We start from the raw sequence: 25,496 nt of genomic DNA on the forward strand, positions 1-25,496 counted from the left end.
TTCAGGGTTGAGCTTCGAGCTTGAAGAACAGTGTCGGGTCGCTGATGCGCCTCAACACGTAGTCGATCGGTGCCAGGGTGGTGAGTGCCTGACGGCGCTCGGCGCTGAATGTCTGCAAGTAAGGTTCGGCGATTTTAAGGTGTGCAGCGGTGAACTGCTCCAGCGAGGCATCCACTGAATCGTAGTGAAAGTGCGCCAGCCACAACGGCTGATCGTTGTTCGTGATATCGAGAATCCGGTATTCCTGGAAATAGTCCCGGCGCTTCCTGGTCCTGATCCGTCCCTGGTCGTTTCTTTCGATCCGCACCTGATGGTTGTCCAGCAGCCATTGCAGATAGGCCTGTCGGGGTTGGCGCTCTTTGAGCAGGCTGGCACGGGTAGCGAGGCCTTTGGCGCGTAACTGCACAGCGGCACTGTTAAGTTCTGCGGCCAGGGTAGCCACCGGCGGGGGTGTTTGCCCTGCGGCGCGCAGACGCGCCATGGCTTGTGTGACATTGATGGCAGCCTGTTCCAGCCGTTGGGCCTGCAAATCGAACAAGTCCTGCATGTCTGCCGGTATGCGGTTGGGTTTGAGGGCATCTTTTTGCGTTCGCTTGATGAAGTCCTGAACATTCGTGTTGAGGTCCAGGCCTTCGGCGATGATGTCGATATCGCCCAGAGCCGCCGGCGCCGCGGGTTTGGGGCGGGCCGGTAGCATTTCCTTGAGGCTGGGTTCCTCGGGTGGCGGGGCCTTGGCCGGCATCGGGTCACGTGGTCGACTCTTGGTGATCTTGACGGTTGGCCGCGAGGGCCCTGCAATGGCGGGTTCGGGCAAGACCGGCGTAAGGCTATTGCCGCCCTCGGGCAACAGCGCGCTCAGTTGCTCCCGGGCAAGTTGACGAAACTCGCCGATCAAGCCACGTACTCGCTCAAGTTCGCTGGGCTCCACTTGGCCTGGATATTCACCGGGAAGGTCTTCAAGGCGCTGATCGGCATCGGCGTAGACATCGATCAGCCTGCTCAGATCGTCGATGCGAAGCGCTGCACCGTCAGCGCCTTGCGGGCTCCGGTTCAAGACCGCGTGCCGGTGCGTGGCCGTCGCTGCCTCGATAATCAGCTCTCCTACCGCTGTGCGGGCCGCTTCATTGTCCAGGCCGGCGTCGTTGCGCATGCACAACTCATGGGACATGCCGATTTCGTTGGATTTCAAATCCCACTGGTTGAAGGTCGGCATCAGTTGGCGCAAGCGTTGTGCGGCGACCAGGCCGGCACTGCCAATGGCGTCGAGCGACTCCAGGGAACTGGCGGACACTTGCAGGCGGGCGATCATGTCCTGGCTCAGCGCCAGCGCCTGCCGGACGTCCTCGACGTGGGCCTGCAATAACGTGTTTGAATCAATGAGCGTGTTCTGCGCAAGCCTGTCCGTCAGTATTGCGTAGGCGTTGCGCTTGAGGACGAACCACAGGCTGAGGTTCTTTTGCAGGTGGGTGGTCATGCTCAGCAGATCATTGAGATAGCCTTCGCTTGCGCCCAGGAGGCGCCTTTGCTGCAGATTTTTCAGGGCCTGGCTGTAATCGCCGATCAACGTTTCCAGCTGGCTGAGGTAGCGCTCGGTCGCCTGCTCATGGGCTGACCCGGTTGTGCCCATCATTTCGGCCTGGGCCTTATTCAGTGCGGCATTGCCGGCGGCTTCCTGACGTTTGAAGTTCTCCAGCGCAACGCTCAGCGCTTGCTTCTGCTGCGCCTTTTCCCTGCGCCGGGCCTTGAGTTGGCTTTGCAAGCTGCTACCACCGGCACCGCCGCGCAGGCGCAACCGGGTATCCACAAACCACTGGCCTTGTCGGTTGTGAATCAATAGCGGGCCGGTTTTCGAGGGCTCGTGCGGATACACGAGTTGTACCTGTTGATCGTCGTTTTCCACCACGCAAAACCAGCGGTCACCGACTTTTGCGTAGGTCTTGCCATCCAGGCGATACAAGGGCGCGGTATCACGCAGGCGTGTTTCCAGAGTCGGGGCCGTGAGATCAGGAGCTGATACGGTCAAAGTGTCCAGATACGTGGCCAATGCCGTGGGCGATCGACGGGGCACCGAGCCGCTGGCCTCCAGTGAGGAGTAATGACTGGAGGGCAGTTCACCGGTCAAACCGGTGGGAATGAGGGTCGCGGTGGGCCGTGCCGGCTCGGTCGTTGACGTCTCGGGCTTGAGCATCCCGCTGTCGATTCGTCGTGGCATCGTTCGCGTACCGGTCTTGCGGCGCACGGCGGCATGGTGAGCGAGAAGGATGCCCAGGCTCAGCAGCAGGTCTGCGACCGTACTCCACTCAGTGAGCTTGTCGCCATGCTGGTGGGCATCCAGCACCTGCTCGATGTCGCTGATGCTTTGCCAGACCCACACCGCAGCCCCTGCCGGACCGCTGAGAAAATTCGCGGCGACGTTGAACAGGGCCCAGCCGCTGTCTCGCAGCAAGGCCCATCGGCGTTGCGCATTGGACAGCGACTGTCGATCAGCGAGTTCGGCCATGGCCTGGGCGTGGGTCTTGAACAGGACGGGGAAAACATCGCCGGTCAGCTCATTGGCCGAGAGCTCGACCGGGCCCGCCCAGTCCACGGAAGTCCAGGGTTCGGAAAGGAGTTGGGCTTCCAGCCATGGGCTGGGAAGGCCGACCGGGAAGGTGTACTGGGCGTATTTGAAGCTGGTGGCCGAGTCGGGTAGCCAGGCCAGAACCGAGTCTCTTAATTCGCCCGGTTGATGCAAGGCGTACAGCAGGTTTTGCGCCGAGGGGAATTGCAATAACGGCTGTTCAAACAACGGGCGATACAGCAGGCACGGCCCGTTTTCCGCCTGGCGTGGAGCGATGATGAACATGTTCGCCACAATGTCTGCGTTGGTGTCCCCGGCATGGAGGAAGGCGAGTGGACGGATGGCGATCGGTTGCGGGTAACCTGGCGTTGGGTTTAGCCATTGGCGAACATAGCTGTAACCCCGCTGATCGATGCCGCCGATGCGACGGATCTTGCACTCCAATGCAATCAGCGGCAGCAAGGCACGCAGTTGACTGATGTAGAAGTGCTGCTGCAAGCCGGCCTGTACGGCGTCCTCGATCAACTTGTCCTTGATCAGTTTGGGGTAGTTCGCGCCGATATCGACGTTGCTCGCCATTTGCGTCAGATAGGCCACAGTCAGCCAATCAGGTACAGGCTGTGGTGGGTTGAATCGAACACTGGCCTGATACGGTGCCGTGTTTTGCAAGGCGTATTCGCCCAGGGTTTCGGTGTGGATGTCATGCGGGTTGGGCAGCGTCAGCCCGCCGGATTCGAAACTGTGGGTGATCGTGATTTCAAGTTTATCCAGGGGTAGCGTTGCCGCAGAGGGCGTGTCGGCAACGATCGCTTCACGCATGCGTTGCTGGGCGAACGTGTTGATGGGCTGAATCCGGAACAGGTTGTTGTCGGCCTGCTTGTACAGTTTGCCCAGCGCATTCACGGATTGGCTGTAGGCATCCAGGTCGGCGGCCGAAGCACCGAACAGCCAGTCGGGAATGGAATCGTCGAGGCCAATGAGGGTGTTTTTCTCCCGAGCGTTGGTGCTATCGGAGGGGAAAGCAGGCTCGGCAGGATCATCCGTTTCGGCACCCTCGGCGGTGATTGCGGTGATGGTATCGAGCTGGCTGGTGATCAGGGCCCAGGCCATGTGGTCGAAAAAATTTCCCTCGGGCTCGAACAGCTGCCACTTCATGTTGCGGCTGGCCAGGCGCGTCTCGATGCGCGCCGGTAATGAGTCACCCAGTTGCTTCAGGGAGTCGAACGATTCGTACCCGTCTTCCACGGTGTACATCATCACCAGGTCACGTTGTTCGTAGCGCCCTGTGAGCACGGCGGCGCCGCCCAATAACAGATGCCGGGTGCTGCCATTGGCATCGACAGTGTCGATGTCGATCAGGCAGGTCTGGATGGCCGACAGCGTCGGATCACTCGATTGCCGTTGCGTTTTGTCAGGTTCAAGCGAGACGGCCCTGGCCGCGCGACACTGGGCATCATCCCAGCCGGTGACGTGCTGCACGTCGAGGGCTTTGCGCAACGCATCGGACAGTTCCTGCCAGTGCGGTGCGTGTTTTCCGGGGCTGTTCCAGTAGGCCAATTGGCGCTCGCCAAACGCAACGAACAGCAGGGGCGCGTAGTCGTTGAGCATCTCGGCGATGGCTTCGATGCTGACGTCCAGATGCACCACGGGCGTGGCCTGCGGGTTCGACGTCAGGAAGTGTTCGCCTTCCAGGTAATTGGCGCTGGTGGAGGTAAAAAACTGCCGCACGAGTGCCTGGGTCAGCGACTCGAACCGTGTCGGCAGCGCCACGAGCGCGCCCTCGAGCGTTTGCCATTGCGGTGTGCCGATCAGCGTATGGTCGGGATCGAGATCCCGTTGGGGAAACTTCGTTTTCAGGGCCTTGCGCAGCATTTGGGTGGCGACTTCATCGACGGTCGGCCCTTGACTCGTCTGGTGGGTCACCAGGCTCTTGGTCAGCAGGGCCGGGGACTCGGTATTCTCGGAATGTGGGGTCATCGTCATTGTCCTTTTTGACGTTTCAGTGTCGCGAGAAGAACAGCGTACGCGCCAGTTGCGGGCTGATTTCGCTTCGATAGATGGCAATCAGTTGCGGGTTGGTGGCAGCCGAGCGCAGGTCGAGGGCGCCTGCCAGCAGCCGTTGATCACGCAGCTTCAGGTGGGCAGCGGTAAAGGTGTCGAGGGCGGCGTTCTTGGCGGGGTAGTGGAAGTGCGCGTACCACAGCACCTGCCTGGACTTGCGCTCGCGGATTTCGTATTCCTGCAGGAAATCCTTGCGCGGGCCCTTGAGGCGACGTTGTTCACCGTTGCGCACAATGTCGACTTCACCTTTGCCGACAAGCCATTCGACGCGCGCTGCCGTGGGCGGTTGCTGCTTGATCATCTGGACCCGTAACCGGTATCCCTCGGTGTACAACCGGTCGCGTGCTTCGTTGAGTTCCCGGGTCAGGGTTGTCGCGGCAACTTCCGGGTTTTCGGTGGTGTTCGATTCGGTCAGGGAGCGTTCCAGCGTTCGGGCCGCCTGGTCGAGCAGATCGGCTTTGTGTTGAAACAGCTCCTCGATTTCAACCGGGCTACGCCCCGGTTTTTTAGCGCTGGTTTCGGTTTGCCTGATGAAGGTGTCCACGCCATCGAGCAGCGCCTGACCCTGGATGATCTGCGCATCGAGTGCGGGAGGCTGCGCAGTTGGCCGGGGACGTTTTGCGGGCACTCGCTCAACCCAGACGCCGGGAGTCTTTTCATGAAAGGTGGCGATGACCTTGCCGGTCACGGGAGCACGCACATCCAGCAACACCGGTTCTCCCGGAGCCGAGCGACGGACTTCACCCACGACGGTGCCCTTGAAGCGTGTCTTGATCACGCGTTTGCCGGGCGTCGGTGCCGGCCTTGAGGGACCGGGCTGAGGTTGCGGCGGCTGTTGCTCGCGCAGTAGCTGCCCGAGGTAACTTTCGGCGTGCTGCTGGAATTCGCTGACCCGCGCTCGCAAATGCTTGAGCGGTTGCTCCAGCACGGCGTCCTTGTGGCTGACAGCGAAGTCTTCGAAAGACTGGTCGATGGCGACAAACTGTTCAAGCATGCCGTTGAGTGCTTCGGTACGTTCACCGTCATTCCAGACACTGCCTTCGAGCATCAGCTCCTGTGAGGTCTGGATCACCAGGTTGGCGGAGTCGAGTAACCGGGCGAATTCACCTCGGGCTTCGCTCAGCGCAACGATGTCGCCCTCCTTCAGGCAGGCCTCGCGCGCCAGCGAAACCTGTAGTGCCTTGAGATCGTTGAGGCTGTAGACCGGCAGTTTGGCTTTGTAGGTGTTGGCGACCTCGGCGGCACTTCTGCCCAGTCGGCTCAGTTCCTCGAACCGCGATTGGGCAAACTGGATCTTGTCGATCACACCCTCGGTCAGGTCGATCATTTTCTGGTACGTCACACGATCGCCAGTCCCTCCCGGCGTTTCTTCCGCCTCCAGCAATGCCAGGGTTTCACGCAGGGTCTGGGCGAACACCGCGTTCTGCTGGTCAAGCCAGGTCTGGTTGAAGAACAACTGGGTGCCGAGCATCTCGACCATGGCGGTGCGGTAATTGGGGACCGAGTCCAGCAGGTTCAGTGATTTCAACTGTTCGATGGGGGCGGCATAGTCGTCGGTTCGCCGGTCGAGCTTGTCCAGAAACTGCTGTTTTATCCCGGCGCGTGCATCTTCGCTGGCCGCTTTCAATTGGTTGTAGGTGCCGATCAATTCATCCCGTGCGCGCTCGCGTTCGTTATCGAATTCGGCCAGTTGCCGTTTGAGTTCGGCAATGCGTTGGCGGTTTTGCTGTTTCAACGCTTTGCGCCGGGTCGACAAGCCGCCGCCACGCAAGCGCAGGCGCGTGTCGACAAACCACTGACCGCGCTGATTGCCGATCAGTGCAGGACCATTGGCCTTGGACTCAGGCCTTGAGTCGACGATCGACACCTCACCGGTTTCTTCAACGGCCACTTCGAACCAGCGCTCGCCGACGGGGGCGTAAAAGCGGTTTTCGAGCCGATAGAGGTGTTGATGGATGCCGGGGGCACTAATGGCTGACGTGAGACTTTCCGGTTTGGCGATCTTGAAGCGATCCAGGGTGCGGGTCAGGCTTAGAGCGGCATCGGTCGCGACTGAAATGCGGTGCTGTGATTCGGTAGGTGCGCCGATGATGTCGGGCAGCTGAGCGAAGGTTATGGGTGTGGCTGTCGGTTTTTCCGCCGGTTCGACCGTTGGCTCTATCGTGGAATTTTTCTCGGTTCTGCGGGCCATTGAGCGGCGCGTACTGGCGTGATGGGCCAGGACCATGGCCAGGGTCAACAACAGGTCGGTGATGGCGGTTTTCTGTTGTTCGTCGTTGCCGGCCTCGTTCGCGTCGAGGGTCTGTTGCAGGTCATCGAGTACCTGGTAGATCCACGCGGCTGTGCCGACGGTCCGACCAAGAAAAGGCAGCGCCCCGTTGAGGATTTTCCAGGCTGCCTGCTTGAGCGTTGCCCAGCGACTCTGCGCGTTGGACACCGATTGCCGTTGTGCCAGCTCCACCAGCGCATTGACATTGGCCTTGTACAGGTTGGCCAGGTAGTTGGTGGCCAGGACCCGCGAGCCTAACGTCAGCGGACCGCTCATTTGCAGGGACGTCAGCGGGTCGGCCAGCAGTTGCGAGACACTCCAGACCGAAGGCAGCTCGCCGGTGAACACGTAGTTGGCGTAATTGGCGCGAACCCTGTCCGGCAGCCAGGCGAGCACGGATTGGCGCAGCTTCGGAGCGTGCCGGATGGCATAGATCAGGTTGGCCGGCGTCGGGTACTGGATCAGGGGAGGGTCGAGCAACGGCCGATAGAGCAGGCACGGTCCCTTGTCCATCTGGCGCGGCCCGATCACGAACATGTTACTCACTTCGTCCGTGGATGATCCCAGGCGCCAGGCGGGGCTGAACGCCAGTGGGCGAATGACGATCTCCTGGCTGTCGACCCAGCGATTGGCGTCGAGAACCTGAACCACGGCTGCGACGTAGCGGTAACCCAGCTCATCGATCCCGCCCTCAGTCCGGATTTTTTGCTGCAAGGCCAGCAGCGGTAACTCGACGCGCAGTCGGCTGGTGAACAGGTTCTGACGGCGCAGGCTTTCAAGGGGATCGTCGAGCAGTTTGCTTTTGATCAGCGTCGGATAGGTTTGACCGATGTTGACGCTGACGATCAATGCTTCCAGGTAGCTGACCGTCAGCCAGCCCGGCAGCTCCGTGGTGCCGGTACTGCGTACGGATTTGTTTCCCGGTGGCAGGGCGATCAGGTTTTGCAGTGCCAGCTCGACCAGGCTCAGCGTAGTGCGCTCAGGCTCCACTGGCGGTACAAAGCTGCCCCAGACCACGACGCTGTCGATCACGATCTCGATGTCCGCCAGTTGCAAGCCTGTGGCCTCGGGATGCTCGGCGAGCATGGCCTCGCGCAGTTGATCGAGGGCGAAGTCGCGGATCGGTTTGATACCGTCCTGGAAGGACTTCCCGGCGTTCTGGTTCTGTACGGTTACCAGATCCATCAGGTGACGGCTGTACGCGGTGAGATCGCCGGATGACGCGTTGGCCATCCAGTCTGGTAGCGCCTGCTCGATCAGGTTGAAGCGCGAGGGCGCCTGCTTGTCCGATGGGTCTAGCTTATTGGTGGTACGGCTGATGTGAGGCGCAAGGTCGGGGTTTTCGTCTGCGGACTCGTTTGCCAGCGCGGCAATCGAGTCCGCTTGCAGGGCGATCAGGGTGCACGCCAAGTGGTCGAAAAAGTTGCCCTCTGGTTCGATCAGACGCCATTGCAAGGTATCACCGGGTACTTGCCCGTTGGTGTAAGTCAGCAGGGACTTGCCCAGCTCCTCTAGCGACTCGTAGGTCTGGAAGCCCTGGGTGATGGTGTGGCTGAGGATCAACGTGCGGTTGCCCAGCGTCCCGATCAATACGGCCATGTCCAGGGTGTTGAGGTGGGTCGAGACACCCTCATTCCTGTAGTCCAGATCGATCAGGCAGGCGCGGGATCGGTAGCTGTCGTGGTTCATGCGCGTGCTTTTGTCCGGGTAGGCGAACAGGTTGCGGGCCATCGCAGACTGGTCGTCCTGCCAGTTCGGCTGGGTCTGGATGTTCCACAGTTCGCGCAGCGAGTGGGACAGGCCTTGCCAGCGCGGGGTCGAGGGGGCGGTGAACTGGTTCCAGTAGTCGACCTGCTGCTCTTGAAACGCGTCGAACAGCAGTGGCGCCAACTCATTGAGCAGGCGCCCGATGGCTTCGATGCTGACGGGCAGTTGTGCCGGTGTCGGCTCCAGCGGTTGCAGGGTGAGGTAGTGCTCGCCATCCAGGTAAACCACCGGTGTTTTCGTGACCCCGTGGCGCACAAGGGTGTCGGTCAGTGATTCGAAGTGTCGTGGCCCGGCGATGACGCGCTGCCCGTGCAGCGTCCAGGTCGGCGTCACCACTATCGCCAGTCGGGGGTCGATCGACAGCTGCGGGTATAGCGTTTTCAATGCCGGTTGCAGTGCGTGGGTGGCAACCTCCCTGATCGACGGCCCGGCCACCAATTGGGTGAGCAGGGCATCCTGATCGGCTGGGAGGCCGGTTAGGGCGGGAGGGCTGGAAACGTCGGTCATGGTCACATCCTTTGTGAGGTGGCAGGCACCGTCGAAGGGTCGGTGCGCAATCCGTTGCAAAGTAATGACGGGCAGCGTGCGGTTGGCGGTAAATAAATATCGCGGGCAAAAAAAAGACCTGCGCGAGCGCAGGTCCTGGTGGGGGGCAAACCAGACGGTTGTCAGGTACCGGACTTGATCTTGGTCCAGGCCCGGGTCCGCGCACGTTCGGCATCGCGCGGCAACGGTTGCAGGGTGTAGAGCGTGCTCATTGCCGTGTCGGTCGGGTACAGGTTCGGGTTGTTGCGGATCGCCGGGTCGACCAGTTCCGTGGCGTCCTTGTTCGGGTTCGGGTAGCCGACGAAGTCACTGACCGGCGCAATCACCTGGGGTTGCAGCAGGTAGTTGATGAAGGTGTAGGCGTCTTCCGGATTCTTCGCGCCCTTGGGTATTGCGAGCATGTCGAACCAGATCGGTGCGCCTTCCTTCGGCAAGCGCATGTCGACGATCACACCGTTCTTGGCTTCCTTGGCGCGGTTGGCGGCTTGCGAGAAGCTGCCGGAATAACCGACCGCGACACAGATGTCACCGTTGGCGATATCGGCCATGTACTTCGATGAGTGGAAGTAGGTGATGTACGGGCGGATCTTCATCAGCAGCGCTTCAGCCTTGTCGTAGTCCGCCGGCTTTTTGCTGTTGGGGTCCAGGCCGAGGTGTTGCAGGGCCAGCGGCAAGATCTCCGAGGGCGAGTCGAGCAGGGCGACGCCGCACTGCTTGAGCTTGCTGATGTTCTCTTCCTTGAAGATCAGGTCCCAGCTGTCCACTGGCGCGTTGTCGCCGAGCACGGCCTTGACCTTGTCCGGATTGAAGCCGATCAGGATGGTCCCGTACATGTACGGCACGGCGAATTTGTTGCCCGGGTCGTTGGCTTCGATCAGCTTCATCAGCTTGGGATCGAGGTGGTTCCAGTTCGGCAACTTGCTGCGGTCCAGTGGCTGGAACACGCCGGCTTCGATTTGTTTGGCGAGGAACACGTTGGATGGCACCACCACGTCGTAGCCGGAGTTGCCGGTCAGCAACTTGGCTTCCAGTGCTTCGTTGGTGTCGAAAATGTCGTAGACCAGTTTGGTCTGGCTGTTCTGGGCCTTGAAGTCTTCCAGAGCCTTGGGGGTGATGTAGTCGAACCAGTTGTAGACGCGCAACGTTCGTTCTTCAGCATGGGCAACGCCACTGAGCACCAGGGCGCCCAGGGCTGGAACGATCAAACGCTTGAGTCTTGTCATTGTTCTAATTCCTCATTGGGCGCTTTCGAAACCTTCGAGAACGTTCACGGCGTTGATACCGATTTCTTCTACCGCGTAGCCGCCTTCCATCACGAACAGCGTCGGTTTGCCGAGAGCCGCAATGCGCTTACCCATGGCCAGGTAATCCGGGCTGTCGAGTTTGAATTGCGAGATCGGATCGTCCTTGAACGTGTCGACGCCCAGGGAGACCACGACGATGTCGGCGCCATAGCTTTCGATCTCTTTGCAGGCCTGTTCCAGCGCCGCGCTCCAGGTGTCCCAGCCTGAACCGGCGGCCAGAGGATAGTTGAAGTTGAAGCCCTCGCCGGGGCCCTCGCCCAATTCGTCTTCATAGCCGAGGAAGAACGGAAATTCGGCTTCCGGGTGGCCATGGATCGAAGTGAACAGCACATCGCTGCGTTCGTAGAAGATCGACTGGGTGCCGTTGCCATGGTGGTAATCGACGTCGAGGATCGCGACCTTCTTGTGGCCCTGATCGAGGAACGCCTGGGCGGCGATGGCCGCGTTGTTGAGGTAGCAATAACCCCCCATCAAATCGCTGGCGGCGTGGTGTCCCGGTGGACGGCACAGGGCAAAGGCCGAACGGGCGCCGCGCTGGATTTCCGCCTGGGCGGTGAGGGCGACTTGCGCTGCGCTATACGCCGCCTGCCAGGTACCGGCGGTGATTGGCGCGCCGCCATCGAAGCTGTAGTAACCGAGTTCGCCATGCAGGCTGGCGGGTTTGATCCGGCGCAGGGTGCGGGCCGGCCAGGTGTAGGGCAGCAAGTCACCGTCGGTGTTGAACTCGGTCCAGCGTGCCCAGGCGCCTTTGAAGAAGTCGAGGTAGTCGCGGCTGTGGATGCGTTCGATCGGTCCGAGGCCGAAATCCTTCGGCGCTTCGACAGGGCCGAGATTTTGATTTTGCACCCGTGCCAGCACGTGGTCGGCACGTGAAGGCATTTCGAAGCAGGGCTTGAGTTGCCCGTCTATCAATTCACAACGGCCGTGGTGCAGGTGGTGATCGTTCGAGTAGATCGTCAGCATTTTGTTGTTCTCCGCAGGCTGATTCGGTTGAACACAGTCTTGCGGCACGGACGGTTTCGGAGAACGGCAGGAAAGGCCAAAAGGGGATCGATATGGCCAAAACGTTTGACCGAAATTCGCCCCTTGCTCACGGCTGAGTTCCGGGTGAGTGCATGAAATGCTAAACCTGTGGGAGCGGGCTTGCCCGCGAAAGCGGTGCTCCAGCCAATGGAGATGTATCGGTTGTACCGGCCTCTTCGCGGGCAAGCCCGCTCCCACAGGGTTATCCGTGTGGCCTGAACTGGCTCGGCGCCACACCACTCCAGCGCACGAACGCATGGCGAAAACTCGCGGTCTCGCTGAAGCCCAGCGCCTCGGCAATCTGGTAGATCGGCAATTGATCCTCACACAGCATTTGCTTGGCCTGTTCGAAGCGCAGTTCGTCGAGCAGCTCCTGATAGCTGCAGCCCATGTCCTTGAGATGCCGACGCAAGGTCCGCGCCGAGCAATTCATCTGCTCGGCCAGGCCCTCCAGCCCCGGCGCCGCGTTCAATTGCGCGCTGAGCAATTGGCGGATCCGTCCGAGCCATGCCTGTCGCCCGGTGAACTCGATGTTCTGTTTGCGGCAGCGCTCGGCCATGGCTTGATGGGTGATCACATCGGCCAGCGGCAACGGCTGGTCGAGCCAGCGCTTGTCGAAGGCGAAGGCATTGTTGCGCGCGCCGAAATCCAGCGGGCAGTTGAAGTGTTCGGCGTAACTCGTTTCGTAGTCGGGCGCGGCATGTTCGAAGCGTGCGCCGAGCAAGGGCAGGGGATGGCCAAGCAGGTCGTCGCAGGTGACTTTCAGCGATACGAGGCAGAACTCGGCGTTGAACACCGCCATGGCCGGGCTCTCGCGGTAATCGGCGGCGGCGAACCAGATGCGCTCGCCGTCGTCCTCCAGGCTCAGCTCGAAAAGTGTTCCCAGCAGCGCCGGATAGCGTATCGCCAGGCGCAATGCGTCACCGAAGGTGGCACTGGTGAGCAGGGCGTAACCGAGCATGCCGTAGCAGGAAACGTGCATCCGCCGACCCAGTTCCAGGCCGATGTCGCGCTTGAGGGCAACGGCGTTGGCACAGACCTGCATCTCTTGATTGGTGGTGATGCGCGTGTCGGCCCGGTTCAGATCCGCCGCACTGATACCGCTGCCGGCCAGCAGCGCTTCGCTGGACAAGCCTTGTGCCTTGAAGGCATCGAGTACCAGGGAGACGGCATTGAGGGTGGTGAGGTGGGAGTGGAGCATGAGGACTTCCAGCCTTGGGATGCTGGAATGCGGAGCAAGTTGTGTGCCGACGCCCCCCTGTGGGAGCGGGCTTGCTCGCGAAAGCGGTCGGCCTGTCACATCCATGCTGGATGTGCCGTCGTCTTCGCGAGCAAGCCCGCTCCCACAGGTTTTGTGTTTTTTCAGCTCAGTTCGCCGCAAAGGTCGAGCTCGACAAGCCGACGGACTTCGTCCGTTTCAAGCCCCGCCCCCAACAACCCATGCAACTTGCCGAATGCCGCTTCACGGGTCATGCCGCCACCGGACAGCACACCGACACCGCGCAAGCGACTGCCTGCCTCATAGACGTCCAGCTCAACCCCGCCTTCGTGGCATTGCGTCACCGCGACCACGACCACGCCCTTGTCCCGAGCACGGCCGAGGCTGGCGAGGAACTCCGGGTTGTCGCTCGGCCCGGTGCCGCTGCCGTAGCACTCCAGCACCAGACCTTGAATGCCGCTGTCGAGCAGGCCATCGAGGATCTCGGCACCGATGCCAGGGAACAGCGGCAACACGGCAACCTTCGCCAGTTGTTTTGCCTGGTTGTAGTTCAACGCTGTTGGCAGCGAAGTGGCTTTCACACCACCGCCCTGACGCTCCAGGCGCTTGAACGGATGACGGCCAAAACTGCGAACCTTGGCGCAACGGGTCGGGTCCAGCCGTTCGCCGTGGAAGTACAGATGCACACCCGGCGCGAGGCCTTGGCCCAGTGCAACCAGCGCGCCGCCGAGGTTCTCCCAGGCGTCGCTGTCGGTGACACCGGCCGGAAGCATGGAGCCGGTAAAACACACGCGGGCATGCAGGCCGAGCAACTGGAAGCTCATGGCGGCGGCACTGTAGGCCAGCGTGTCGGTGCCATGCAGGATCAGCACGCTGTCGCAGCCCTGAACATCCACCGCATCGACCACTGCTTCACGCAACTGCTGCCAGTACGTCGGGGTCATGTTGGCGCTGTCGATCAGCGGCGACATCTCGCGAAAACGCCACTGCGGCACGACAAGTTCGGGCTGGCTGTGCAGGTATTCGCGCATCCGCGCTTCAAAACCGGACGCCGGCGCCAGGCCGTGGGCGCTGGCCTGCATGCCGATGGTGCCACCGGTGTAGAGCACCATGACGTGCTGGGCGGCAGGGTAGGTCGACGAATTCATGAAGATTCTCCGAGAGGAAGAGTTCCTGTGGGAGCGAGCTTGCTCGCGATAGCGGTATGTCAGACATCGCTATGTTGACTGACAGTGCGCCATCGCGAGCAAGCTCGCTCCCACAGTTTTTCGAACTTTAACTGACGGGCGCGCGAGATGCGCCCGTCATTCACCTGTCAGCGTTGCGCTGCGGGTACACCTTGCGGCTCAACTTCAGCCTTGCCGACAGTGGCTGGCGGGTTGGCCGGCCATGCCTGGCGATCCAGATCCAGGTCCGGGAACTTTGCGGAGTCGAACACCGGAGTCTTGATGCCGGCGGCGCGCTGGTCATCGTAGTCACGCAGGATGCGCATGCCGACCTTGAACAGCAGGAACAGCGCGATCAGGTTGACGAACGCGAGCATGGTCATGGTGATGTCGGCGAAGGCAAATACGGTACCGAGGTTTTCGATGGCGCCCCAGAAGATCAGCACCAGTACCAGCGCGCGATAGCCCATCAGCGCCTTGCGGTTTTCACCGATCAGAAAGCGCAGGTTGCTCTCGCCCAGGTAGTAGTTGTAGAGGATCGAGGTGAACACGAACAGCGCCAGGGCCACGGAGATGAACATCCGGCCCCAGTCACCAACCACGGCGGCCAGGGAGTTCTGGGTCAGGGCAATGCCGTCGCCTTCGAAGCCAGGGGTGTAGAAGCCCGAAAGCAGGATCAGCAGCGCGGTGCAGGTGCAGATCACGAAGGTGTCGAGGAACACGCTGAACGCTTGAACCACACCTTGCGCCACCGGGTGTTCGACGGCTGCCACAGCCGCCACGTTCGGCGCGCTGCCCAGGCCAGCTTCGTTGGCGAATACGCCACGTTTCACGCCCATGACGATGGCGCTGCCGATCAGGCCGCCGAAGGCCTGGTCCAGACCGAAGGCGCTCTTGACGATGGTCATCAGCATGCCCGGCACCTGGTCGAATTGCAGCACGATCACGTAGATGGTCACGCCGATATACACCAGGGTTTTCACCGGTACCAACAGGTCGGCAACCTTGGCGATGCGCTTGATCCCGCCGATGAACACCAGGCCCAGCAGCACGGCCAGACCGATGCCGGTGTAAGTGGTGTCGAGGCCGAACGCGTTGTTCAGCGAATGCGTCACGGCGTGGGCTTGCAGGCCGTTGAAGGCGAAGCCGAACGTCACCAGCAACAGGAACGCCATGAGCATGCCCAGCCAGCGCTTCTGCAGACCGTGCTGGATGTAGTAGGACGGGCCGCCCCGGAAGGTGCCGTCGGAGTCGGTGCGTTTGTACAGTTGACCAAGGGAGCATTCGAAGAAGCTGCTGGACATGCCGACCAGTGCGGTCACCCACATCCAGAACACCGCGCCAGGTCCACCGAGTGTCACGGCAATGCCGACACCGGCAATGTTGCCCGCACCGACGCGGCCGGCGAGGCTGAGCATCAGGGCCTGGAACGAACTGAGTTGCCCTGCGCTGCTTTTGAGGCTGTCACGGAATACCGCGAACATGTGGAAGAAGTGACGCAATTGAACGAAACGCGAGCGGATCGTGAAGTAGCTACCGAGCCCGACAATGAGCACGATCAGTACTTTTCCTGAGAGGAAGTCGTTAATGACTTCGAGCATGGATTATTCCTCGCTGTTTTTTGTGTTGGCAAATGCTTGCCGGGCAGACACATCGAGTTACACCGCTGGGCGCACAGCACAACGGGCGGTTCGAAGTTCGTCCCGGTTTCATATCGCGGGTTTGTTATTAGTTCGGGTTTCGCATGGGTTGTGGTCTCGCTACCGACGACCGCTCACGCGAAGAGGGGCGGCACTATACCGATGACAGTGCCGTCCGTCTGCACGGTTGTGGTGCATGTGGTGAAACGAAGCCCTTGAAACACCTGACATTTTTGCTGTCAGGCTATGTGGGAGCTGCTCTGGGTGGGAGCGGGCTTGCTCGCGAAAGCGGTGTATCAAAAACATCATTGTTGAATGTGCCGCCACCTTCGCGAGCAAGCCCGCTCCCACATTGGTCAGTCCCCAGACATACGGTTTTCACTGGTAAACAGTTAAAAAAAAGGGCCTGGAGAATGATCTCCAAGCCCTCAAAAGGTGAGAGGTGTCTAGTCCCTCGACCTGGTGAGCGGTGCTACAGGTAACGCGTCGGGTTAGGCCTTCAGGGGCACCAGGCGCGGAGCAATCATGTTTTCCGGGCGCAGGATGTCGGCGAGCATGGCTTCGTCGAGCAGACCTTCTTCGCGCACCAGTTCCAGCACGCCGCGGCCGCTTTCAAGGGCGATACGGGCGATGCGGGTGGCGTTTTTGTAGCCGATGTACGGGTTCAGTGCGGTGACCAGGCCGATCGAGTGCTCGACCAGTTCACGGCAGCGGGCTTCGTTGGCGGTGATGCCGACGATGCAGTGCTCGCGCAGCATGTCCATGGCGCGTTGCAGCAGGCGGATCGAATCGAGGATCTTGAAAGCGATCAGCGGTTCCATCACGTTCAGTTGCAGCTGGCCGCCTTCGGCCGCCATGGTCAGCGCCAGATCGTTACCGATGACCTGGAAGGCCACCTGGTTAACGGCTTCCGGAATAACCGGATTGACCTTGCCGGGCATGATCGAGCTGCCTGGCTGACGCGCTGGCAGGTTGATTTCGTTGATGCCGGTGCGTGGGCCGCTGGACAGCAGGCGCAGGTCGTTGCAGATCTTCGACAGCTTGACCGCAGTACGCTTGAGCATGCCGGAGAACAGCACGAAGGCGCCCATGTCGGAGGTAGCTTCGATCAGGTCGGCGGCCGGAACCAGCGGCTGACCGCTGATCAGGGCCAGGCGCTGTACAGCCAAGGCCTGATAGCGCGGGTCGGCGTTGATACCGGTGCCGATCGCGGTGCCGCCCAGGTTCACTTCAGTCAGCAGTTCCGGGGCCAGTGTCTTCAGACGGGCCAGGTCTTCGCCCATGGTGGTGGCGAAGGCACGGAACTCTTGACCCAGGGTCATCGGTACGGCGTCTTGCAGCTGGGTACGACCCATCTTCAGGACGTGGTTGAATTCTTCACCCTTGGCCGCGAACGCCTGAATCAGGCTGTCGAGGCTGGCGAGCAGTGCGTCGTGACCGAGCAACAGACCCAGGCGGATCGCCGTCGGGTAGGCGTCGTTGGTCGACTGCGCCATGTTCACGTCGTCGTTCGGGTGCAGGTACTGGTATTCGCCTTTCTGGTGACCCATGGCCTCCAGCGCGATGTTGGCGATCACTTCGTTGGCATTCATGTTGGTCGAAGTGCCAGCGCCGCCTTGAATCATGTCCACCACGAACTCTTCGTGGAAGTCGCCGCGGATCAGACGTGCACAGGCTTCGCTGATGGCCGCGTGCTTGGCTTCGCTCAGGTGACCCAGCTCACGGTTGGCGTCAGCAGCGGCCTGTTTGACCATGGCCAGACCGACAACCAGTTTCGGGTAGTGCGAAATCGGAACGCCCGAAAGGCGGAAGTTGTTCACCGCTCGCAGGGTCTGGATACCGTAATACGCTTGAGCCGGTACTTCGAGGGCGCCAAGCAGGTCGTTTTCTGTGCGGAATGATGCAGCGGAGGACATGATAGAAATCATCTCAATATGGACCCGGGCTGTGCCGGAACGCTGTGAATGCTAGGCTTGTGCGAAATTTTGGGCCAATGCTGTTAAACACTAGCCTATGCACATTCGGCATAATGCCCGTGTGACGCCGGCTTGACGGCGAGCGTGCGACCTAAATTGGTGCGTGTCCGGGAGGACGTGATGAATCTGGAAAGCAAATGGCTGGAGGACTTTAGTGCCCTGGCTGCCACCCGCAGTTTCTCCCAGGCAGCCGAACGGCGCTTCGTGACGCAACCGGCGTTCAGCCGGCGAATCCGCAGCCTGGAGGCGGCGCTGGGGCTGACCCTGGTCAACCGTTCGCGCACGCCGATCGAACTGACGGCGGCGGGACAATTGTTTCTGGTTACCGCACGCACCGTGGTCGAGCAGCTCGGCGAAGTATTGCGCCATCTGCATCATCTGGAAGGCGGGCAGGGCGAAGTGATGCAGGTCGCTGCCGCACACTCCCTGGCGCTCGGTTTCTTTCCGCGGTGGATTGCCCAGTTGCGCAACGAAGGCTTGAACATCGCCACGCGACTGGTGGCAACCAACGTCGGCGACGCGGTGCATGCCTTGCGCGAAGGCGGTTGCGATCTGATGCTGGCCTTCTACGATCCGGACGCCGCGATGCAGATGGACCCGGAAATCTTCCCCTCCCTGCACCTTGGCCACACCGAAATGCTGCCGGTCTGCGCGGCGGACGCCGACGGCAAACCGCTGTTCGATCTGGAGGGCGAAGCCAGCGTACCGCTGCTGGCGTATAGCGCCGGGGCATTTCTCGGCCGTTCGGTGAACATGCTGCTGCGCCAACGGGCGCTGCGCTTCACCACGATCTACGAAACCGCCATGGCCGACAGCCTGAAAAGCATGGCCCTGGAAGGCCTGGGCATTGCCTGGGTGCCGCAACTCAGTGTGCGCGCCGAACTGGCGCGCGGTGAACTGGTGGTCTGCGGCGGAGCGCAATGGCATGTGCCGCTGGAGATTCGTCTGTATCGCTGTGCATTGGTGCGCAAGGCGAACGTGCGGTTGTTATGGCGAAAATTGGAGGGTGGGGCAGCGGGCTCCACCACTTGAGGGGCCTGCAAGAGTGAAAGCAAAAAAAAGAGTTTCACTCTTTGTAATCGCATGATTCAAAGCGTTTCAATCATGCTCTTCGAGATAATTGCGGATGTTCTCCCTGTTTTTGTCGCTGAAGCGCTTGGCATTCCCTCTGAGAGTGGATGCAATTGTACTGGGCGTCATGATGGTTTCGTCCCACCAGCCATTGTAATAAACCTCGAAGTCCTCATGTCGTGCTCCGAACATATGACCCACTTCATGAGCTGGCGTCTGGTCACCGTTAATAGATGAAATTGCACAATAGCCCTTTTGGCTTGCAATCCCTGCAACGGTGCTGCTGAGGTTGTCACGTGTCAGCAGAAGAAATTTTCGAGTGTGATCGTTATAACTGTCGATTGTATAGTCATCTTTATACTGGTCGATTTTTTGATACCAGGAATAAAGAGTCTGGTCAGGGCTGTCAATCTTGTAGGAAAGGTGAGTGAGGGCCGGCGCATCTGAAGGTGACTTGAAGATGATCGCGAGCGGCCGTCCGGAAATTATTTCGATTTCCTTGGCCAACCATCTAAATTGTTTATCGTAAATATCGTCAGCGTCATGATCCGCTAAGTCTTTGTGAATAAAAACAACTAACAATAATGGGTGTGGCATTGAAAAGCTCCAATAGGTTTCTGATTGGGTTGGTGGGCGGCGAGAAGTGGTTAACATGTAAGATGTTATTATGGTTTTAGTTGGTTGGGTTATTTGGTTTTGATGATGTTTTATATATAATTAGTGTGTGTGATGGGCGTGCAGTGTTTTAGCTTTTATTTCCTGATGTTCTTTATCTGGCTTTTAGTGGGTGTAGTTCAGGGCTGGCGTTCTTGATTCTTGAGTCAATAAAACAGCTGTTTTGCGTCGGATGACAGATGGTCGTATCGGGGGCTGTTTATTGGCTTCTTTGCGGTATACTGCGCGGCCTTCGGCCGGTTACGACTGGCCATAATTCGTACAATCAAGCCACGCATCCTGCGTGGCTTGTTGTTTTTTGATGCGCCTGCGGGCGCCCAGAGAGAAGAGGCACGACGATGAGTGCACTGGTTGGCGTGATCATGGGCTCCAAGTCCGATTGGTCCACCCTTAGCCACACCGCCGATATGCTGGAAAAGCTCGGCATCCCTTACGAGGTGAAAGTGGTTTCTGCCCACCGTACCCCGGACCTGCTGTTCCAGTACGCCGAAGAGGCCGAATCACGGGGCATCGAGGTGATCATCGCCGGTGCCGGCGGCGCGGCCCACTTGCCAGGCATGTGTGCAGCCAAGACCCACCTGCCGGTGTTGGGCGTTCCCGTTCAGTCCGCAATGCTGTCGGGCGTTGATTCGCTGCTTTCCATTGTGCAGATGCCGGCAGGCATTCCGGTTGCCACCCTGGCCATCGGCAAGGCGGGTGCGATCAACGCAGCGCTGCTGTCGGCGAGTATCCTTGGCGCCAAGCACCCGCAGTTCCATGCGGTGCTGAAAACCTTCCGTGCTGAGCAGACAGACAGCGTCCTGGAAAATCCAGACCCACGCATCGCCTGAGGTTGTTGACGATGAAGATCGGTGTAATCGGTGGCGGCCAGTTGGGTCGCATGTTGGCGTTGGCGGGCACTCCGCTGGGCATGAACTTCGCTTTTCTGGACCCGGCGCCGGATGCTTGCGCAGCCGCGTTGGGCGAACACCTGCGAGCCGACTACGGCGATCAGGATCACCTGCGCCAGCTGGCCGATGAAGTCGATCTGGTGACCTTCGAGTTCGAAAGTGTTCCGGCGGAAACCGTCGCGTTCCTCTCGCAATTCGTCCCGGTCTACCCGAGCGCCGAAGCCTTGCGCATCGCCCGCGACCGCTGGTTCGAGAAGAGCATGTTCAAGGACCTGGGGATTCCTACCCCGGCGTTCGCTGACATCCAGTCCCAGGCCGACCTGGACGCCGCTGTGGCCTCCATCGGCCTGCCGGCGGTGCTCAAGACCCGTACCCTGGGTTACGACGGCAAGGGCCAGAAAGTCCTGCGCACCCCTGAAGATGTGGTCGGCACCTTCGCCGAGCTGGGCAGCGTGGCCTGCCTGCTGGAAGGCTTCGTGCCGTTCACCGGTGAAGTCTCGCTGATCGCCGTGCGTGCCCGCGACGGTGAAACCCGTTTCTACCCGCTGGTACACAACACCCACGAAAGCGGCATCCTCAAGCTGTCCGTGGCCAGCACCGATCACCCGTTGCAAGCCCTGGCCGAAGACTACTCCAGCCGTGTGCTCAAGCAGCTGGATTACGTCGGCGTGATGGCGTTCGAGTTCTTCGAAGTCGACGGTGGCCTCAAGGCCAACGAAATCGCCCCGCGCGTGCACAACTCCGGGCACTGGACCACCGAAGGCGCCGAGTGCAGCCAGTTCGAAAACCACCTGCGGGCCGTTGCCGGTCTGCCATTGGGTTCGACGGCCAAGGTAGGCGAAAGCGCGATGCTCAACTTCATCGGCACAGTGCCAGAGACCGAGAAGGTCCTGAACATCGCCGATTGCCATCTGCATCACTATGGCAAGGCGTTCAAGGTCGGCCGCAAGGTCGGTCACGCCAACCTGCGTTGTGCAGACCGCGAGACGCTGGCGAACCAGATCCTCAAGGTTCAAGCGCTGATCGCCGAATAGTTTTCTCTGGCAATGGCGGAACCTTCGGGTTGCGCCGTTCTCTCATGGCAGGTTGCGAAAGTCTGACTAGGCTTTCGGATAGCTACTTCATTGAGAGGAGAATGCCATGGGAATTATCGGAACCATCTTTATCGGCTTGATCGTCGGTCTGCTGGCCCGGTTCCTGAAACCGGGCGATGACAGCATGGGCTGGATCTTGACGATCCTGCTCGGTATCGGCGGTTCGCTGGCGGCCACCTATGGCGGTCAGGCCCTGGGTATCTATCAGGCAGGCCAAGGTGCAGGCTTCATCGGGGCGCTGGTGGGCGCCGTTGTATTGCTGGTGATCTACGGACTGATCAAAAAGAACTGATCCAGGCGACAAAGCCCTCTCCGCCAAGCCGGTCGGGAGGGCTAGAATGCTCGGCGTTTCCTGTTCTTCCCATTGCCGAGCACTTTCATGCGCCGTCTTTTGCTAACTCTTGTTTTACTGGGTACGGGCCTTGCCCATGCCGGCGAACTGCCGGAGACCGACTGGCTCGAACTGATGCCCAAGTCGGACCAGAAGGCCCTCGAGGCCATGCCCGAAATCGACCACAATTCCCCTGAAGCCAATGGCACCTTCACCGACAAAGGCGGGATGAAGCAGGCCAAAGGCTTGCCAGCGGTGATGTACTCGACCAAGACCGTTGCGTCGATGAACGACAGAAATATCCGCATTGGCGGTTATCCAGTGCCGCTGGAGTCCGATGCCAAGGGCCGCAGTACGTTGTTCTTCCTGGTGCCGTACCCCGGTGCCTGCATCCACGTGCCGCCACCGCCACCCAATCAACTGGTGCTGGTGCGTTATCCCAAGGGCTTGAAGCTGGATGATATCTACACGCCGCTGTGGGTCACCGGCACGCTGAAGATCGAGAAGGTCAGCAATGATCTGGCGGATGCGGCGTATGCGCTGGATGCGGCGAAGGTGCGGGTGGTGCAGGAGTCGGACTTGTAGAGATGTAAATGTGGGAGCGGGCTTGCTCGCGAAGAGGGAGTGTCAGTCGCCATCAATGCTGACTGATACACCGCTTTCGCGAGCAAGCCCGCTCCCACATTGGTTTCAGGTGTTGCTTAGAGCGGCGCGCTACCGACGCTCACGCCCAGGGTATGGCTTGCCCCTGGTTTCAGGCTCACCACATCGCCCATTACGTTCGCCGTCTCGATGCACAGCATGCGCTGCCAGCCGTCGTCGGCCATGTCGCTGAACGCAGCGGCGCGGTCGATCCACGGGTTCCAGATCACCGCCGTGCGCGATCCGCTGCTGGTCAGTACGATGCGCCGTTCCCAGGCTGGATCGACGATGCTCAACTGTGGCGGGGCGTCGAGGTAGATGCGGTCGGTCTCGCCGGTAAAACGCAGATCCCCGGTTTGGGTGACGGTTTTCCAGTTGTCCAGGGTTTCGATGAAGTCGAGGCCGTCCAAACCTTCGACGTGCACCTCGCGCACATCGCTGACGGCAAAGTAACTGTGCAGCGCCTGGCTGATGTTGACGGTATCGGTGCCCCGGTTGTGGCTGGTCAGCTGGATGTGCAATTGCTCGTCGAGGCGAATGGTCAGGGTCAAGTCCACCTGGTGCGGCCAGCCGGGAAAGCCGCCTTCGGGGTAGGGCAGGAGGAATTCGACCTTCAGGCTTTCGCCTTCGGCTTCGATGCCACCCAGTTCCCAATCCATCGCTCGCACGAAGCCGTGAGCCGACGGCGCTTCATTACCGATGCGCATCGCCTGCACGCTTTGCGGGTTGCGCGCAAAGTTACCGAACCACGGCCAGCACACCGGCACGCCGGCACGGATGCTCTTGCCGGTCTTGAAGACGGCCTCGTCGTTGAGCCAGATCAGCGGCGGCTGGCCAGCCAGCTGATAGCTGAGGATGTGCGCACCTTGCTGGGCCACCAGTAATTCGGCCTGACCGTGGCGGATGCGCCAGCAGTTCAGTTCATCCAGTTTTACGGCTTCAACATTGGGCGTGCTCATGGGACAGCTCTCGATCAGTAACGTGGACGACTATCGACCGCAAAACGGCTTCCAGGTTTAGTGGCTCTTTATCGAGCCCTGGGCGGAACCGAACGGGTGCGGCCGCTACCGTCGATGGCAACGAACACAAACACCGCTTCGGTTACTTTACGCCACTCGCTGGACAGTGGATCGTCGCTCCAGACCTCGACCATCATCTTGATCGAGCTGCGGCCGATTTCCAGGGCCTGGGTATAAAAGGAAAGCTGAGCGCCCACTGCCACCGGAACCAGAAATGCCATGCGGTCGATGGCAACGGTTGCAACGCGCCCGCCGGCGACCTTGCTGGCCATCGCAGTGCCTGCCAAATCCATCTGCGCCACCAGCCAGCCGCCGAAAATATCGCCAAAGCCGTTGGTTTCGCGAGGGAGTGCGGTGATTTGCAGGGCCAGGTCGCCTTGCGGGATCGGATCTTCTTGTTCGAGCTCTATCATGCCGGGGGTGCCTCTGACCCGTGACTCTTCGTTGGTATCGCTGGTGGTAGCCGTCTTCGGGAAAAACGATTCAGCACCGAACATACTACGTTCGTCACGTTTTCCATCAGGCGCCTAAAGGGAAACTCTGCGAAATCGCCTATGAACCTGACAGGCGTTTTCGCACAGCAACCCTCAAAAACCGGAGCAAGGCTGCGAGTATATCGGTCGGTAGACTCCGCGACGACCGTCCGGTTCTCATTTTGACCGTCAAAAACGCACCTCTATGTGCTTTTTCGAACAATTTGCTATCGTGCCGGACCTGCCCAGGCCTCAACCAGCGTTGTTGAGGTTGCAGATCCGACTATAAGAGAAGCCCTTGCCATGACCACAGCGCCCTCGAGCATCGCGCAGCCAGAACAACCCGCACGTCCGCTGACCCGCAACGACTACAAGACTCTATCGCTGTCTGCCCTGGGTGGTGCGCTGGAGTTCTACGATTTCATCATCTTCGTGTTCTTCGCCACGGTGGTGGGCGACCTGTTCTTCCCGGCGGACATGCCCGAGTGGCTGCGTATGATGCAAACGTTCGGCATTTTCGCCGCCGGCTACCTGGCGCGGCCGCTGGGCGGCATCGTGATGGCGCATTTCGGCGACCTGCTGGGCCGCAAGAAGATGTTCACCTTGAGTATCTTCATGATGGCCGTGCCGACCCTGATCATGGGCTTGTTGCCGACCTACGCGCAGATTGGCCTGTGGGCACCGATTCTGCTGCTGTTGATGCGGGTGATCCAGGGCGCGGCCATTGGCGGTGAGGTGCCGGGGGCGTGGGTTTTCGTTTCGGAACACGTGCCGCAGCGTCATATCGGCTACGCCTGCGGCACCCTGACCAGCGGTCTGACGGCGGGCATTCTGCTTGGCTCGCTGGTCGCCACGGCAATCAACAGCATTTATACCCCGGAGGAAGTCGCGGGCTACGCCTGGCGGATTCCGTTCCTGCTGGGTGGCGTGTTCGGCCTGTTTTCGGTGTATCTGCGTCGTTGGCTGCACGAAACGCCGGTATTTGCCGAACTGCAACAACGCAAGGCGCTGGCCGAAGAAGTGCCATTGCGAGCGGTGTTGCGTGACCATCGCGGTGCCATCGCCATTTCGATGCTGCTGACCTGGCTGCTCTCTGCTGCGATCGTGGTACTGATTCTGATGACGCCGACCGTGCTGCAGAAGGTCTACCATTTCTCACCGACCACGGCTCTGCAATCCAACAGCGTGGCCATCGTCTTTCTGAGCTTTGGCTGCATCATCGCCGGCGCGCTGGCGGATCGCTTCGGTGCGGGGCGAGTCTTCGTCCTGGGCTGCGCCGCGTTGCTGGCCAGCTCCTGGACCTTCTACCACAGCCTGTCCGACCATCCGGACTGGCTGTTCCCCATGTATGCGCTGACCGGTCTGTTGGTCGGCACCATCGGTGCGGTGCCGTACGTGATGGTCAAGGCGTTCCCGCCAGTGGTGCGCTTCAGTGGCCTGTCGTTCTCCTATAACGTGGCCTACGCCATTTTCGGTGGCTTGACGCCGATGATCGTCAGTCTGCTGCTCAAGGAAAGCCCGATGGGGCCGGCCTACTACGTGGCTGTGCTGTGTGGGGTCGGGATTGTGGTGGGCGCCTACCTCTGGAAGAAAGGGCGTTGATCGACCTTTTGTATCGACTGTACTGACGCCTTCGCGAGCAAGCCCGCTCCCACATTCGATCGCATTTCTCCTGGAGGAGTGCGGTCAAATGTGGGAGCGGGCTTGCTCGCGAAGGCAGGCGACGCGAATCATCCTGCAAAAAATCCAAATACTGGCCTTTCATCCAAT

The 25,496-nt window shown here is 60.3% G+C and carries 17 protein-coding genes; 6 read left to right on the top strand and 11 right to left on the bottom strand.

Going from position 1 to position 25,496, the window contains the following annotated elements:
* Window position 1: 1 nt before the first annotated feature.
* The 8 genes from KW841_RS00890 to aspA form a co-directional block, all read right to left on the bottom strand.
* Window positions 2-4,537 (bottom strand): hypothetical protein, encoded by a 4,536-nt coding sequence (locus KW841_RS00890; protein ID WP_218473058.1) that lies wholly within the window; start codon window positions 4,535-4,537, stop codon window positions 2-4.
* A 22-nt stretch (window positions 4,538-4,559) separates the two neighbouring features.
* Window positions 4,560-9,164 (bottom strand): dermonecrotic toxin domain-containing protein, encoded by a 4,605-nt coding sequence (locus tag KW841_RS00895; RefSeq protein ID WP_218473059.1) that lies wholly within the window; start codon window positions 9,162-9,164, stop codon window positions 4,560-4,562.
* 161 nt (window positions 9,165-9,325) lie between these two features.
* Entirely contained in the window at window positions 9,326-10,426 is a 1,101-nt protein-coding gene (locus KW841_RS00900; RefSeq protein WP_102701928.1) for a polyamine ABC transporter substrate-binding protein, read from the bottom strand.
* A 12-nt stretch (window positions 10,427-10,438) separates the two neighbouring features.
* The gene (locus tag KW841_RS00905) at window positions 10,439-11,470 is read right to left on the bottom strand and encodes a histone deacetylase family protein (RefSeq protein WP_007971719.1); all 1,032 of its coding nucleotides are present in this window, start codon (window positions 11,468-11,470) and stop codon (window positions 10,439-10,441) included.
* 262 nt (window positions 11,471-11,732) lie between these two features.
* A complete protein-coding gene (locus KW841_RS00910; protein WP_218473060.1) occupies window positions 11,733-12,731 on the bottom strand; it encodes an AraC family transcriptional regulator in 999 nt (332 codons plus the stop codon).
* 161 nt (window positions 12,732-12,892) lie between these two features.
* Window positions 12,893-13,897 (bottom strand): asparaginase, encoded by a 1,005-nt coding sequence (locus KW841_RS00915; RefSeq protein WP_218473061.1) that lies wholly within the window; start codon window positions 13,895-13,897, stop codon window positions 12,893-12,895.
* 167 nt (window positions 13,898-14,064) lie between these two features.
* Window positions 14,065-15,516, bottom strand: coding sequence for a sodium:alanine symporter family protein (locus KW841_RS00920; RefSeq protein ID WP_218473062.1), 1,452 nt, complete (start codon window positions 15,514-15,516; stop codon window positions 14,065-14,067).
* Window positions 15,517-16,046: 530 nt separating this feature from the next.
* The gene (gene aspA, locus KW841_RS00925; protein WP_003229645.1) at window positions 16,047-17,471 is read right to left on the bottom strand and encodes an aspartate ammonia-lyase; all 1,425 of its coding nucleotides are present in this window, start codon (window positions 17,469-17,471) and stop codon (window positions 16,047-16,049) included.
* 180 nt (window positions 17,472-17,651) lie between these two features.
* On the opposite strand from aspA, the gene KW841_RS00930 reads away from it, so the two are divergent.
* Window positions 17,652-18,563, top strand: coding sequence for a LysR substrate-binding domain-containing protein (locus tag KW841_RS00930; protein WP_218473063.1), 912 nt, complete (start codon window positions 17,652-17,654; stop codon window positions 18,561-18,563).
* 66 nt (window positions 18,564-18,629) lie between these two features.
* Here KW841_RS00930 and KW841_RS00935 read toward each other — a convergent pair whose 3' ends face one another.
* Window positions 18,630-19,199 (bottom strand): hypothetical protein, encoded by a 570-nt coding sequence (locus KW841_RS00935; RefSeq protein ID WP_218473064.1) that lies wholly within the window; start codon window positions 19,197-19,199, stop codon window positions 18,630-18,632.
* A 416-nt stretch (window positions 19,200-19,615) separates the two neighbouring features.
* On the opposite strand from KW841_RS00935, the gene purE reads away from it, so the two are divergent.
* The 4 genes from purE (at window position 19,616) to KW841_RS00955 (ending at window position 22,177) form a co-directional block, all read left to right on the top strand.
* On the top strand, window positions 19,616-20,107 hold the full coding sequence (gene purE, locus KW841_RS00940; protein WP_046818578.1) for a 5-(carboxyamino)imidazole ribonucleotide mutase: 492 nt from the start codon (window positions 19,616-19,618) through the stop codon (window positions 20,105-20,107).
* Between the two features lie 11 nt (window positions 20,108-20,118).
* A complete protein-coding gene (locus KW841_RS00945; RefSeq protein ID WP_218473065.1) occupies window positions 20,119-21,201 on the top strand; it encodes a 5-(carboxyamino)imidazole ribonucleotide synthase in 1,083 nt (360 codons plus the stop codon).
* A 106-nt stretch (window positions 21,202-21,307) separates the two neighbouring features.
* Window positions 21,308-21,553, top strand: a complete 246-nt coding sequence (locus tag KW841_RS00950; protein ID WP_104450305.1) for a GlsB/YeaQ/YmgE family stress response membrane protein — start codon at window positions 21,308-21,310, stop codon at window positions 21,551-21,553.
* 87 nt (window positions 21,554-21,640) lie between these two features.
* Window positions 21,641-22,177, top strand: a complete 537-nt coding sequence (locus KW841_RS00955; RefSeq protein ID WP_218473066.1) for a DUF3299 domain-containing protein — start codon at window positions 21,641-21,643, stop codon at window positions 22,175-22,177.
* Between the two features lie 116 nt (window positions 22,178-22,293).
* Here the strand turns inward: KW841_RS00955 and KW841_RS00960 are convergent, their stop codons facing one another.
* Both KW841_RS00960 and KW841_RS00965 read right to left on the bottom strand, forming a co-directional pair.
* Window positions 22,294-23,193 carry a D-hexose-6-phosphate mutarotase gene (locus KW841_RS00960; protein WP_218473067.1) on the bottom strand — a complete coding sequence of 300 codons (900 nt, stop codon included), beginning with the start codon at window positions 23,191-23,193 and terminating at the stop codon, window positions 22,294-22,296.
* Window positions 23,194-23,261: 68 nt separating this feature from the next.
* Window positions 23,262-23,666, bottom strand: a complete 405-nt coding sequence (locus KW841_RS00965; RefSeq protein WP_007942704.1) for an acyl-CoA thioesterase — start codon at window positions 23,664-23,666, stop codon at window positions 23,262-23,264.
* 363 nt (window positions 23,667-24,029) lie between these two features.
* Here KW841_RS00965 and KW841_RS00970 point away from each other — a divergent pair, with 363 nt between their 5' ends.
* A complete protein-coding gene (locus KW841_RS00970) occupies window positions 24,030-25,328 on the top strand; it encodes an MFS transporter (RefSeq protein ID WP_218473068.1) in 1,299 nt (432 codons plus the stop codon).
* Window positions 25,329-25,496 lie beyond the last annotated feature (168 nt).

Source organism: Pseudomonas sp. PDM28 (assembly GCF_019219115.1).
In the GTDB taxonomy this organism is placed as follows: domain Bacteria; phylum Pseudomonadota; class Gammaproteobacteria; order Pseudomonadales; family Pseudomonadaceae; genus Aquipseudomonas; species Aquipseudomonas laurylsulfatiphila.

Excerpts from the sequence above, each read along its gene's own strand:
- KW841_RS00895 (WP_218473059.1), bottom strand. The coding sequence starts at position 9,164 with ATGACCGACGTTTCCAGCCCTCCCGCCCTAACCGGCCTCCCAGCCGAT.
- KW841_RS00905 (WP_007971719.1), bottom strand. The coding sequence starts at position 11,470 with ATGCTGACGATCTACTCGAACGATCACCACCTGCACCACGGCCGTTGT.
- KW841_RS00935 (WP_218473064.1), bottom strand. The coding sequence starts at position 19,199 with ATGCCACACCCATTATTGTTAGTTGTTTTTATTCACAAAGACTTAGCG.
- KW841_RS00930 (WP_218473063.1), top strand. The coding sequence starts at position 17,652 with ATGAATCTGGAAAGCAAATGGCTGGAGGACTTTAGTGCCCTGGCTGCC.
- KW841_RS00955 (WP_218473066.1), top strand. The coding sequence starts at position 21,641 with ATGCGCCGTCTTTTGCTAACTCTTGTTTTACTGGGTACGGGCCTTGCC.
- KW841_RS00890 (WP_218473058.1), bottom strand. The coding sequence starts at position 4,537 with ATGACCCCACATTCCGAGAATACCGAGTCCCCGGCCCTGCTGACCAAG.
- KW841_RS00915 (WP_218473061.1), bottom strand. The coding sequence starts at position 13,897 with ATGAATTCGTCGACCTACCCTGCCGCCCAGCACGTCATGGTGCTCTAC.
- KW841_RS00950 (WP_104450305.1), top strand. The coding sequence starts at position 21,308 with ATGGGAATTATCGGAACCATCTTTATCGGCTTGATCGTCGGTCTGCTG.
- aspA (WP_003229645.1), bottom strand. The coding sequence starts at position 17,471 with ATGTCCTCCGCTGCATCATTCCGCACAGAAAACGACCTGCTTGGCGCC.
- KW841_RS00910 (WP_218473060.1), bottom strand. The coding sequence starts at position 12,731 with ATGCTCCACTCCCACCTCACCACCCTCAATGCCGTCTCCCTGGTACTC.
- KW841_RS00970 (WP_218473068.1), top strand. The coding sequence starts at position 24,030 with ATGACCACAGCGCCCTCGAGCATCGCGCAGCCAGAACAACCCGCACGT.
- purE (WP_046818578.1), top strand. The coding sequence starts at position 19,616 with ATGAGTGCACTGGTTGGCGTGATCATGGGCTCCAAGTCCGATTGGTCC.
- KW841_RS00960 (WP_218473067.1), bottom strand. The coding sequence starts at position 23,193 with ATGAGCACGCCCAATGTTGAAGCCGTAAAACTGGATGAACTGAACTGC.
- KW841_RS00965 (WP_007942704.1), bottom strand. The coding sequence starts at position 23,666 with ATGATAGAGCTCGAACAAGAAGATCCGATCCCGCAAGGCGACCTGGCC.
- KW841_RS00900 (WP_102701928.1), bottom strand. The coding sequence starts at position 10,426 with ATGACAAGACTCAAGCGTTTGATCGTTCCAGCCCTGGGCGCCCTGGTG.
- KW841_RS00920 (WP_218473062.1), bottom strand. The coding sequence starts at position 15,516 with ATGCTCGAAGTCATTAACGACTTCCTCTCAGGAAAAGTACTGATCGTG.
- KW841_RS00945 (WP_218473065.1), top strand. The coding sequence starts at position 20,119 with ATGAAGATCGGTGTAATCGGTGGCGGCCAGTTGGGTCGCATGTTGGCG.